10 protein-coding genes are annotated in these 11,568 nt (G+C 73.9%); 1 reads left to right on the top strand and 9 read right to left on the bottom strand.

Features of this window, described 5'->3' with window-relative positions:
• Positions 1-86: 86 nt before the first annotated feature.
• From ABZ321_RS45000 to ileS, 9 genes are all read right to left on the bottom strand, one after another.
• Positions 87-509 carry a hypothetical protein gene (locus ABZ321_RS45000; protein ID WP_344502364.1) on the bottom strand — a complete coding sequence of 141 codons (423 nt, stop codon included), beginning with the start codon at positions 507-509 and terminating at the stop codon, positions 87-89.
• Complete coding sequence (locus ABZ321_RS44995) at positions 506-922, bottom strand: MarR family transcriptional regulator (RefSeq protein ID WP_344502365.1); 417 nt, start codon at positions 920-922, stop codon at positions 506-508. Before ABZ321_RS44995 ends, ABZ321_RS45000 begins: the two co-directional genes overlap by 4 nt.
• 27 nt (positions 923-949) lie before the next feature.
• Entirely contained in the window at positions 950-1,960 is a 1,011-nt protein-coding gene (locus ABZ321_RS44990; protein ID WP_344502366.1) for a hypothetical protein, read from the bottom strand.
• Positions 1,953-2,297 (bottom strand): hypothetical protein, encoded by a 345-nt coding sequence (locus ABZ321_RS44985; RefSeq protein WP_354902097.1) that lies wholly within the window; start codon positions 2,295-2,297, stop codon positions 1,953-1,955. The genes ABZ321_RS44990 and ABZ321_RS44985 overlap by 8 nt, the downstream gene beginning before the upstream one ends.
• A gap of 45 nt (positions 2,298-2,342) precedes the next feature.
• Positions 2,343-3,683: a HAMP domain-containing sensor histidine kinase gene (locus tag ABZ321_RS44980; protein ID WP_354902094.1), complete on the bottom strand. Its 1,341-nt coding sequence runs from the start codon at positions 3,681-3,683 to the stop codon at positions 2,343-2,345.
• Positions 3,683-4,336: a response regulator transcription factor gene (locus ABZ321_RS44975; protein WP_344502796.1), complete on the bottom strand. Its 654-nt coding sequence runs from the start codon at positions 4,334-4,336 to the stop codon at positions 3,683-3,685. The genes ABZ321_RS44980 and ABZ321_RS44975 overlap by 1 nt, the downstream gene beginning before the upstream one ends.
• Positions 4,337-4,401: 65 nt before the next feature.
• Positions 4,402-5,541, bottom strand: a complete 1,140-nt coding sequence (locus ABZ321_RS44970; protein ID WP_344502369.1) for a flotillin family protein — start codon at positions 5,539-5,541, stop codon at positions 4,402-4,404.
• An 11-nt stretch (positions 5,542-5,552) separates the two neighbouring features.
• The gene (locus tag ABZ321_RS44965; RefSeq protein WP_344502370.1) at positions 5,553-5,789 is read right to left on the bottom strand and encodes a hypothetical protein; all 237 of its coding nucleotides are present in this window, start codon (positions 5,787-5,789) and stop codon (positions 5,553-5,555) included.
• A gap of 187 nt (positions 5,790-5,976) precedes the next feature.
• Entirely contained in the window at positions 5,977-9,111 is a 3,135-nt protein-coding gene (gene ileS, locus ABZ321_RS44960) for an isoleucine--tRNA ligase (RefSeq protein WP_354902090.1), read from the bottom strand.
• Between the two features lie 85 nt (positions 9,112-9,196).
• On the opposite strand from ileS, the gene ABZ321_RS44955 reads away from it, so the two are divergent.
• Entirely contained in the window at positions 9,197-11,563 is a 2,367-nt protein-coding gene (locus ABZ321_RS44955; protein ID WP_354902087.1) for an EAL domain-containing protein, read from the top strand.
• Positions 11,564-11,568: the final 5 nt, after the last annotated feature.

Below are 11,568 nucleotides of genomic sequence, written 5' to 3'. Positions count from 1 at the left end.
GTCGTGGGACATCAACTACACCTACTGAACCGTGCGGGGCGCGTCCGGCGGCGGGCGCGCCCCTACGAACGGACGGCCGGCCAGGGTCAGTGCGCGCCGGCGGGGATCGGGCGGAGGTCGGGCTCGACCCAGCCGGTCCTGGCGGCCTCCGACGCCAGGGTGGCGGAGCGGTAGAAGCGGGTCAGGAGGCGCTTGTCGAGCAGGTCGGGAAACCTGGCCAGGAACGCGTCGAAGTCGTCCCCGCCGGGCTCGTCGTGGCAGGCGACCAGCTCGACCCAGGCGCGGCTGACGGTGGCGTGGTACTTCTGCGGCACGCCGGCATACCTGGCGGTGCGGCGGATCCCGTCGCTGATCAGCTCGACGGCCGCCGCGGTGCCGTGCCGCCGGACCGCGAGCCAGGTGACGTGGACGTGCTCCCGGTGGCCGAACCGGCCGGCGGCCCCGACGACCTCGGCGAACAGTGCCTCGAACGGCCCGGCATCCGCCCGCGGCTCCTGCGTGGGGCTCATGTCAGGGCCCGCAGGACGGTGAGGGCGGCCTCGACGGTCCCGGCGGGCAGGTCCGCCAGGGCCTCGCGCTCCAGATCGGCGATGGCCCGGGTGATGACGGCCGCGGTGGCGGCGCCCTCCGCGGTGAGGGTGACGAGGACGGCCCGGCGGTCGCCGGGGTGCGCGGCGCGGGTGATGAGGCCGCGCCGCTCCAGGCGGTCCAGGACGCCGGTGAGCGTGGTGGGGCGGGTGCCGGTGGCGGCGCCGAGCTCCGAGACGGTGCGGCCGGCGCCCTCCTCCGGCCGGTCCCCGGAGGCGGTGCGGCCGAGGTTGCCCAGGGCGTTGAGCTCCGACGGGGTCAGGTCCAGGTCGGCCAGGCGGGCCGACAGCACCTGCAGGGTCGCGTGGGTGGCACGCTGCAGCTCAAGTATCACGGTTTCGGATTATACGGATCCGTAGTATCAGGGCAACGCGTCGACCCAGGCGTCGTCGAGGTGGTCGGCGTACGGGCCGCCCGGCGGGTCCACGGTCCACACGTGGATCATCTCCGGCAGGGTCGTGGCGAAGGTGAGGCCGGGGCACGAGCCGAACGGCGACACCACGCCGAAGCCCGGCGGGAGCAGCCCCACGCACACGTCGTGCGCGTGCCAGCGGGCGCCGCCGATCGAGGGCCCGGCCGCGCCTGCGACGGGCACCTGGAACACCACGCCCAGCAGGATCGCGCGGTCCGGGCGGACGGCGTAGACGAGCTGCTCCGGCGCGGCGGGGTCGAGGACCCGGCCGTCGTTCTGGTGGCCCTTGTGCTCGAAGTGCACCTGCGTCCCGGTGCGCGGGCCGGTCGCGTGGTATCCGTCGGCCTCGGCGGCGGCCAGGTCGGCGTAGCGGGCGGTCGACGCGCGGACCCGCGCGGCGAGGTCCCGGGCGCCGGCCCGCTCGACGGCGCTCGGCGGCGGGCCGGCCGGGCGCCGCACCGTGCCGGCCTGGATGCGGTCGGGGCCGTCGTGGTCGTGGGCGGCGAGGGACACGGCCCACATCGCGGTGCCGAACACCAGCACCAGCGCCACCGTGCCCACCCGCGCCAGGAAGCGCCGGCAGGAGACGGCGAGCAGCGCGAGCTCCAGGCACGCCACCGTCAGGGCGACCTGGTCGGGGGCGACCGCCCGTACACCCGACGCCGCGACGAACAGGAGCAGCTGCGCCGGCACGAGGAACCCGGCCTGGACCCGCCACGAGCGGCCGGCGAGGCAGCGCACGGCGAGCCACCCGAAGAGCCCGGCGGACAGCACCGAGCCGAGCGGCCACGGCAGTCCGATGTGGACGACGGCGAGGGTGGCGAGCAGGCCGGAGCACCAGCGGACCTCGGAGCCGGCCCGGCGCCAGGCGGGGAGCTGGACGAGCAGCAGCGGCGACGCGACCAGCAGCAGCAGTGCGACGCGGTGCGCGGGGGCGATGCCGAGCCAGAAGTCACGCACGGGCGGTCACCCGCCGCGCGCACAGCACGAGCACCGTCAGCGGCAGGGCGAGGGTGGTGAGCAGGCCGGTGAGGTTGACGGTGAAGTCCAGCTGCGGCAGCAGCCCGAGCAGCAGCTGCCCCTCCCAGCCGGCCACCGCCAGAACCTCCGCGACCAGCGTCGCGACGAGCGCCCAGCGGCGGCGCTCCAGCAGCCCGCCGAGGGTCATGAGCAGCGCGGCGTGCGCGACCGGCGCGACCGCGTACACCGGGTTGAACCCCATCAGCGTCAGCATGCCCAGGGTGCCGGTCAGCCCCAGCGCGCCCTGCAGCAGGAGCAGTCCCCGCAGCACAGCCATGCCGGCCATGCTCGGCCCCGGCGATGAGCCGCGGATGAGCGGAAGCTAAGAAGACGATGAGAGCGGCAGGTCCGCGACGAACGACGCCCCGCCGGTGGCGTTGTTGGCGGCGACGATCGTGCCGCCGTGGGCATCCACGATGGACAGTGCGATGGCGAGGCCGAGCCCGGCGCCGGGGCCGGTGCGGGCCTCGTCGCCGCGGTGGAACCGTTCGAAGATCTGGCGTTCGGCGCCGGGCGGGATGCCGGTGCCGTCGTCGGTGACGTTGAGCTGCGCCCGGTCGCCGCGCTGGGTGACGGTGACCCACACGTTGCCGCCGGTCGCCGAGTACTTCACGGCGTTGTCGAGCAGGATCCACACCAGCTGGGTGAGCGCGTCGGGCGAGCCGTGCACCGGCGGCGCGGGGGTGATCGCGCGGTGGAAGTGCCGGTCGGGGTGCTGCGCCTCGGCCTGCCGGCACACGTCGGACACGAGCGCGCCGAGGTCGACCGGCCGCAGCTCGAGACCCGACGCGTCGGACCGGGCGAGGGTCAGCAGGTGCTCGACGAGGCGGCTCATCCGCGCGCTCTCCCCGGCGATGTCCCGCACCGCCGCGGCCACGTCCTCCGGCGCCGCGTCCGGGTGCCGCCGCAGGAAGCCCGCGTTGTTGCGGATCGTGGTCAGCGGCGTGCGCAGCTCGTGCGACGCGTCGGCGACGAACCTGCGCTGCGCGGCGTAGCTGCCCTGCAGCCGCTCCATCATCGTGTTGAACGCGGCGGTGAGCCGGCCGACGTCGTCGCGGGCCGGGGCGGGCGGCAGCCGGCGGGTGAAGTCCTGCTCCCGCCCGATCTCCTCCACGTGGCCGGTGAGCTGCCGCAGGGGTTTGAGGGCGCGGCCGGAGACGAGCCAGGTGGCGCCGGCCGCCGCCGCGAGCGACAGCACCGCGTAGACGCAGACCAGCACGAACAGCCCGCGCCGGTCGTCGGTGACCTTCCGGGTCGTCTGCGCGGCGACGACGTGCCCGCCGGCGGCCTCGCGCACCGCGACCCGCACGGGCACCCCGATGTCCACGGTGGACCTCGAGGTCAGCGTCGCCGTCGCCGGTACGGGCGGCAGCCGGCCGTCCAGCGCGCCGGTGCTGACGAGCACCCGCCCCTGCGCGTCGAGCACCATGACGAAGACGTCCGGGCTGGTGCGCACGTCGACCGCCGCGGGCGCCGGGCCGTCGGCGGCGGCCGGCAGGCGGGTCAGGGACCGCGCGACCTCGTCGGCCCGCTTGCCCAGGGCGGTGTCCTGGCCGGTCGCGGCGCCGGCGGCGAGCAACAGGTACACGGCGGCGCAGAACAGCCCGAGCACGGCACCGGCGACGCCGAGCCCGAACAGGGTGATGCGCAAGCGGATCGACATCACGGCGCCTTGAGCACGTAGCCGACGCCGCGGACCGTGTGCAGCAGGCGCGGCTCGCCGAGCTTGGCCCGCAGGTAGCCGACGTAGACGTCGACGACGTTGCTGGCGCTGGCGAACCCCATGCCCCACACGGCGTCGAGCAGCTGCCCCCGGCTGAGCACCTGCCGCGGGTGGGTGAGGAAGTGTTCGAGGAGCCGGAACTCCAGGGCCGTCAGCTCCAGCGGCGTGCCGCCGCGCCGGCACTCGTGGGCGCCTGGGTCGAGCCACAGGTCGTGGAACTCGAGGCCGTCCTGCCTGGTCCGGCGCAGCAGCGCGCGGACCCGCGCGAGGAGCTCGTCGGGCTCGAACGGCTTGACGAGGTAGTCGTCGGCGCCGGCGTCGAGCCCTTCCACGCGGTCGGCGGTCGTGTCGCGGGCGGTGAGCATGAGCACGGGCAGGTCCCGGTCGGTGGCCCGCAGCCGCCGGCACACCCCGACACCGTCGAGCCCCGGCAGCATCCTGTCGAGGACCACGAGGTCGGGCCGTTCGTGCGCGACCGCGTCGAGCGCCGCCGGCCCGCTGCCGGCGACGGTGACGCGGTAGCCGCTGTAGACGAGCGCCCGCCGCAGCGAGTCCGCGAGCGGCGGGTCGTCGTCGACCACCAGGACGTGCACCACGGCAGCATCGTAGTTCCGCGGCGCACGGTGCACCTGGCTCAGCAGAAGAACGCGGCGGGAGGTCAGGCGGCTTCGCGGCGGGCGAGCGCGGTCGACGGGGCGGCGGGCTCGGCGGCGGGGACGGCGGTCATGCCCTTGCGCACGGCCTCCAGCAGGGCGGTGCCCTGGGCGGCGAGGGACGCCACGACGCTGTTGAGGCCCTCGGCGCCGTCCAGGACGGTGAGGTTGGCGCCCTGCAGGCCCTCCGCGGCGGCGCGGAGCAGGTCCGGCAGCTGCTCGATCATCATCTGGTCGAGGGCGATGCGGCCCTGCGCGGCGGCGGCCTCCGCGGACAGCTTCGTGGCGTCGGCGTCGGCGCGGGCCAGGGTGCGGATCCGCTCGGCCTCGGCCTCCGCCGGGCGGATGACCTCGGCGACGAGCTCGGCCTGGCGCAGCTCGGCGCGCTTCGCCGCGACGATCGCCTGCTCGACGAGGACGTGCTGCTGGGCCTGGGCGGCGGCGAGCGGGCCGGCCTGCGCGGCGGTCTGCTGGGCCTGGTCGATCTCGGCCTGGTAGCGGGCCTGGGCGATGGCGGTCTGCCGGGCGTACTCGGCCTGGTTGCGCTTGCTCTCCTGCTGCGCCATCGCGCTGGCCTGGTCGGCGACGGCCTGGGCGACGTTGGCCTCCTGGTTGACCCGCGCCTGGTGCGGGGCGGCCAGGGCCTTGATGTAGCCGACGCCCTTGTCGTGGATGCTGCTGATCTGCAGCGAGTCGATGTCCAGGCCGATGCGGGCCATCTCGGTCTTGCTGGCGTCGACGATCGCGTCGGCGAGGGTCTGCTGCTCGCGGATGATCGCCTCGACGGTCATGCTGCCGATGATGCTGCGCAGGTGCCCGCTGAAGATCCGGCCGACCAGGACGGGCATCTGCGACTGGTCGCCCTGGAAGCGGCGGGCCGCGGCCGCGATCGACTCGTGGTCGTCGCCGACCTTGAAGGCGATGACGGCCTGGACGTGCAGGGTGAGGCCCTGCTGGGTGTAACAGTCCTCCTCGACCTCGGCCTCCTGCATGGCCAGGGTCAGCCGGGACGCCTTGGAGAAGATCGGGACGACGAACGCGCCGTGCCCGGTGACGATCTTGAACGGCAGGGCGTCGACTCCCCGCTGCCGCCGGCCGCTGATCAGCAGCGCTTCGTTGGGGGCGGGCACACGGTAACCGAGCATGGTGGCCTCTCTCAGCCAGGGGTGGTGTGGTCACCGGGCATCGGCGGCCACGGTTCGACGTCGACCTGACGCGCGCCGCGGAAGTGGATGACGAGCACGTGAGCGCCGGCCGGCAGCGACTCGGCGGCGTAGGCCAGATAGTGGTGCGGCACGCCCTGGACCACGACCCGGATCTCCCCGGGCCGGTCTCCCCCGCGGACCGCGGTGACCACCACGCCGACCTTGCCGACCAGCGACTGACCACGCACCGGCTGCTCCCAACCCCGTCGACCGCTCCGCGCCCATCGCGTGCCGTGACGTGTGCGATCCAGATTCTGCTCCTGTCGCACCAACCCGTGTGACCGGCGAGGTGTGTCCTGCGAGACACCCCGGAACACCCGGAACACCCCCCGGGTGGCACCCCGCGCACGGCAGGTGCCACCCCTGTTCGGCCGGTCAGGCCTTGCGGAGCCAGAAGGTGAGGCCGAGCGAGTCGTCGGTGAAGGGCACGGCACCGGGCCAGGACGGCTCGCCCTCGGCGCACGCCGTGGCCAGGACGTCGTCGGTGACGAGGTCGCGGTGCTCGGCGAGGGCGAGGGCGGTGTCGTCGCGGGTGCTGGTCCAGGCCAGCTCGATGCGGTCGACGACCTCGAGGCCGCTGGACTTGCGGGCCTCCTGGACCTGCCGGACGACGTCGCGGGCCAGGCCGGCCCGCTCCAGCTCCGGGGTGAGCCGCAGGTCCAGGGCGAGGGTCGCGCCGGAGTCGGCGGCGACGGTCCAGCCCTCCCGCGGCGTCTCGGTGATGAAGACCTCGTCCGGCGTCAGCTCGACGGGCGCGTCGTCGACGACCACGGTGGCGGTACCGGTGGACCGCAGCGCATCCCGCAGCACCAGGGCGTCCGCGGCGGCGATCGCCTTCGCGACGTCCTGGACGCCCTTGCCGAAGCGCTTGCCGAGGGCCCGGAAGTTGGCCTTGGCGGTGGCGTCGACGAGCGACGAGCCGGCCGCGTCGACCGGCACGATCGAGCCGACGTTGAGCTCCGCCGCGATCTCCGCGAGAAGCTCGGCGGGCAGCTGGTCGAAGCCGGCCGCGGAGGCGAGGGCCCGCGACAGCGGCTGGCGGACGCGGATGCCGGAGTCGGCGCGGGCGGCGCGGCCCAGCTCGACGAGCCGGCGGGCGAGCGCCATCTGCCCCGACAGCGCGGGGTCGATCAGGTCCGCGGCGACCGGCGGGAACGCGGCGAGGTGCACCGACGGCGGCGCCTCGGGGGACGCGGGCACGACGACGTCCTGCCAGACCCGCTCGGTGATGAACGGGACGATCGGGGCGAGCAGCAGCGTCACCGTCGTCACGACCTCGTGCAGGGTGGCGAGCGCCGCGGGGTCGCCGCGCCAGAACCGGCGGCGGTTGCGGCGCACGTACCAGTTGGAGAGGTCGTCGACGAACGCGGCGAGGAGCTTGCCGGTCTCGTGGGTGTCGAACGCGTCCATCGCGGCGTCGACCCGGCCGACCAGGGTGTGCAGCTCGGACAGCACCCAGCGGTCCATGACCGGCCGGTCGGCGGGCGCCGGGTCCGACGGCGACGGGGTCCAGCCGGCGGTGCGCCCGTACAGCGCCTGGAACGCGACCGTGTTCCAGTACGTCAGCAGGGTCTTGCGCACGACCTCCTGCAGCGTCGTGTGCCCCACCCGCCGCGCGGACCACGGCGAGCCGACCGCGGCCATGAACCAGCGCACCGCGTCGGCGCCGTGCAGGTCCAGCAGCGGGATCGGCTCCAGGATGTTGCCGAGGTGCTTGGACATCTTCCGGCCGTCCTCGGCGAGGATGTGGCCGAGGCAGACGACGTTCTCGTAGGAGGAGCGGCCGAAGACGAGCGTGCTGACGGCCATCAGCGTGTAGAACCAGCCGCGGGTCTGGTCGATCGCCTCGGAGATGAACTGCGCCGGGAAGCGCCGCTCGAAGACGTCGGCGTTGCGGTACGGGTAGCCGAACTGCGCGAACGGCATCGCCCCCGAGTCGTACCAGGCGTCGATGACGTCCGGGACGCGGGTCGCGGTCGCGCCGCAGTGGCAGGCGAACGTGACCTCGTCGATGAACGGCCGGTGCGGGTCGAGGTCCGCCAGGTCACGACCCGCCAGCTCACTCAATGAAGCCAGGGAGCCGACGCAGGTCAGGTGGTCCTCGGGGCAGCGCCAGATGGGCAGCGGCGTCCCCCAGTACCGCTGCCGGGACAGCGCCCAGTCGACGTTGTTGACGAGCCAGTCGCCGTAGCGGCCGTGCTTGACGCTCGCCGGCTGCCAGTTGGTGCGCTCGTTCTCCCGCAGCAGGTCGTCGCGGACGGCGGTGGTCCGCACGTACCAGGAGGGCTGCGCGTAGTAGATGAGTGCCGTGTGGCAGCGCCAGCAGTGCGGGTAGCTGTGCTCGTACGGCACGTGCCGGAACAGCAGCCCCCGCTCGCGGAGGTCGTCGACGAGCGGGCCGTTCGCGGTGCGGAAGAACATGCCGCCGACCAGGTCCAGCTGCGGCTCGAACGTGCCGTCGCGGCGCACCGGGTTGACCATGGGCAGCCCGTACGCGCGGCAGGAGGCGAGGTCGTCGGCGCCGAACGCCGGCGACTGGTGCACGAGGCCCGTGCCGCTGTCGGTGGTCACGTACGACGCGAGGATCACGATGTGCGCGTCGGGCACCTCGACCAGGTCGAACGGCGGCCGGTAGGTCCACCGTTCGAGGTCCTTGCCGCTGAACGACTCGCCGGTGAGCGTCCAGGCCTCCTTGTCGGACTCCCCCAGGACGGTCGCGACGAGAGGCTCGGCGAGCAGGAGCTGCTCGGTGCCGTCGGTCGCGACCACGTACGTGACGTCCGGGTTGACCGCGACCGCGGTGTTGGACACGAGGGTCCACGGCGTCGTCGTCCACACCAGCAGCGACACGCGGCCCGCGAGGGGGCCGGAGGTGAGCGGGAACCGCACGAACACCGACGGGTCGACGTCGGTCTCGTACCCCTGGGCCAGCTCGTGGTCCGACAGCGCGGTCTGGTCGCGCGGGCACCACGGCGCGACCCGGAAGTCCTCGACGAGCAGGCCCTTGTCGAAGATCTGCTTGAGCGACCACCAGACCGACTCGATGTACGGCGGGTCCATGGTGCGGTACGCGTCGTCCATGTCGACCCAGTAGCCCATGCGGTGGGTCAGCTCGGCGAACGCGTCGGTGTGCCGGGTCACCGACTCGCGGCACTTCGCGTTGAACGCGGCGATGCCGTAGTCCTCGATGTCCTGCTTGCCGCTGAAGCCGAGCTCCTTCTCCACCGCCAGCTCGACCGGCAGGCCGTGACAGTCCCAGCCGGCCTTGCGCTCGACGTGGTAGCCCTTCATCGTCCGGTACCGCGGGAACACGTCCTTGAAGACCCGCGCCTCGATGTGGTGGGCGCCGGGCATCCCGTTGGCGGTCGGCGGCCCCTCGTAGAACACCCATTCGGGACGGCCGCGGGACTGCTCCAGGCTCCGGGCGAAAATGCCTTCACGCTGCCAGAACCGCAGCACGTCATGGTCGAGGGCGGGCAGGTCCACCTGCGCGGGCACGGGCCGGTACATGTCAGGGCATCCTACCGGCCGGGTCGGCTCAGCTCCGGGCGGGCGCTGCCGATGTGCAAGCGGAATGATCGAGCAGAAGTCACCGGTGTCATCGTCGCGGCGCCTCGTCGCGGCGGTCGCCGCCTGCCTGCTCGCCGAGATGCTGTGGACGGCACTGTTCGCGTCCGGGGTGCCGGTGCCCAAGGTGCCGGCGTTGCTGACGGTCCCCCTGGCGCTCGGCCTGGCCGCGCTCATCGCCCGCGCCGCCGCCCGCGCACCGGGACTCCCCGCGGCGGGCCGCCGGTTCTGGCGGCTCATGACCGCCTCGATCGCGCTCATCGGCGTCGGGGCGACGATCATGGGCCACGCCAGGCTGCACCCCGAAGATCCTGACGCGCTGCGGACCGTCCAGGCCTCGGCGCCGGCGCTCGTCGCGGGCGTCGGGCTGGCGCTGTACGCGCTGCTGCGGCTACCCACCCGCAGCATGACCCGGGGCGAGTGGATCAGGCTCGGGCTGGACGGGCTGACGGTCCTCATCAGCACCGCCACGTTCCTGTGGCACCTGGCGCTGCGGCCGATGCTGGAGCGGCACACCGACGTGCGGCTCGCGCTGGGCCTGCTCCTGCTGTCCATGACCTGCCTGGTGGCCCTGGTCGCGGTGATGAAGGTCGTGCTGCTCGGCAGCGGACCGGTCAGCCCGCGCTCGATGCGGCTCATGGCCGCGGCGGTGCTCGTGGGCGGGCTCGGGTCGGCGGTGTCGCCGCTGATCGCGTCGCCCCGGTGGGTCGGTCTCCAGCCGATGATCACCCTCGTCGAGGCGCTGCTGGTGGCGTGCGCGGGGTCCGTCGCTGTGTCCGCGGGCGCCGCGCCGGCGACCCGGGCGGCCGCGTACAGCAAGCTGCCGTACTTCGCGGTCGCGGCGACGTCGCTGCTGCTGGCCGCCGTCGCCTACGGCGACCACACGGACGTCGGCCCGGTGGCGACCGGCGCCATCGCCGTCAGCGCCGCCGTCGGGCTGCGGCAGCTGGTCGCGCTGCGCGACAACGCGCTGCTGCTCAGCTCCGTCCGCCGGCACGAGCAGCGGATGCGGTACCAGGCCAGCCACGACGCGCTGACCGGCCTGGTGAACCGCGCCCGCTTCGCCGAGCTGCTCACCTCGGCGCTGCTCGGCCAGGGGCTGGTGGCGGTGCTCCTGATCGACCTCGACGACTTCAAGGGCATCAACGACACGCTCGGCCACGGCGTCGGCGACGAGGTCCTCGTCACGGTCGCGGAGCGGCTGCGGCGGGCGGTCCGCCACGACGACGTGGTCGCCCGGCTCGGCGGCGACGAGTTCGCGATGCTGCTGCGCGACGTGGACGCCGTGCCCGCCGTCGACGTCGCCGGCCGCATCCACGACGCGCTCGGCACCCCGATCCACACGACCGGGCACGAGCTGCTCGTGCACGCCTCCGTCGGCATCGCGACGTCCACGCCCGGCGACGTGCTCGAGACGCTGCTGCGCAACGCGGACCTCGCCATGTACGCGGCGAAGGAGCGCGGCAAGGGCGGCCACTTCGTGTACGTGCCGGGCATGACGACCCGGATCGTCGCGCACGCCGAGCTCGGCGCCCAGCTGCGCGACGCGATCGACGCGGAGCTGTCACGCCCTTCCGGCAGCTCCCGGGAGCTGTCACGCCCTTCCGGCAGCTCCCGGGAGCTGTCACGCCCTTCCGGCAGCTCCCGCCAGCTGTTCCTGCTGTACCAGCCGATCGTGCGCCTCGACGACGGGCGGACGGCCGCCACGGAGGCCCTCGTACGGTGGCGGCACCCGTCCCGCGGCGTCGTGCCACCGCTGGAGTTCATCCCCGCCGCCGAGCAGACCGGCCTGATCGTGCCGCTGGGCCGCTGGGTGCTGCGGGAGGCCTGCCGGCAGCAGGCGACCTGGCTGCGGGACCTCGGCACGGCCGCGCCGCAGTCGGTGAGCGTCAACGTCGCCGGCCGGCAGCTGACCGACCCGCAGTTCGTCGCCGACGTCGTCGCCGCCCTCGACGACGCGGGCCTCGACGCGCGGCACCTCACCCTGGAGGTGACCGAGACGGCGGTGCTGGACAGCGCCGAGGCGGTCGCGACCCTGGAGGCGCTGCGCGGCCTGCGCGTGAAGCTGGCCCTCGACGACTTCGGCACCGCCGCCTCCTCACTCGGGCTGCTGCTGACGTGCCCGGTCACTTCGCTCAAGCTGGACCGCACGTTCGTCGCCGGGATCACCACCGTCGCCCGGCAGGAGGCCGTCGCGACCGCCGTGATCCGCATGGCGCAGGCCCTGGACCTGGCCGCGGTCGCCGAGGGGATCGAGACGCAGGAGCAGGCGCGGATGCTGCGGCACCTCGGCTACCGGTTCGGTCAGGGTTATCTGTACGCGCGGCCACTCCCGCCGGACGAGGTGGCCGCAATGTCCGCTCCAGCCCTTGCCGGCCGCAATCCATCGATATGATCGCC

This window comes from Dactylosporangium sp. NPDC006015, assembly GCF_040614215.1.
GTDB lineage: Bacteria > Actinomycetota > Actinomycetes > Mycobacteriales > Micromonosporaceae > Dactylosporangium > Dactylosporangium maewongense.
This window is presented reverse-complemented; position numbering and strand designations above follow the sequence as displayed.

Bases quoted from the DNA above. Each gene is read 5' to 3' on its own strand.
- ileS (WP_354902090.1), bottom strand. From the start codon at position 9,111: ATGTACCGGCCCGTGCCCGCGCAGGTGGACCTGCCCGCCCTCGACCAT.
- ABZ321_RS44970 (WP_344502369.1), bottom strand. From the start codon at position 5,541: ATGCTCGGTTACCGTGTGCCCGCCCCCAACGAAGCGCTGCTGATCAGC.
- ABZ321_RS44980 (WP_354902094.1), bottom strand. From the start codon at position 3,683: ATGTCGATCCGCTTGCGCATCACCCTGTTCGGGCTCGGCGTCGCCGGT.
- ABZ321_RS45000 (WP_344502364.1), bottom strand. From the start codon at position 509: ATGAGCCCCACGCAGGAGCCGCGGGCGGATGCCGGGCCGTTCGAGGCA.
- ABZ321_RS44985 (WP_354902097.1), bottom strand. From the start codon at position 2,297: ATGGCTGTGCTGCGGGGACTGCTCCTGCTGCAGGGCGCGCTGGGGCTG.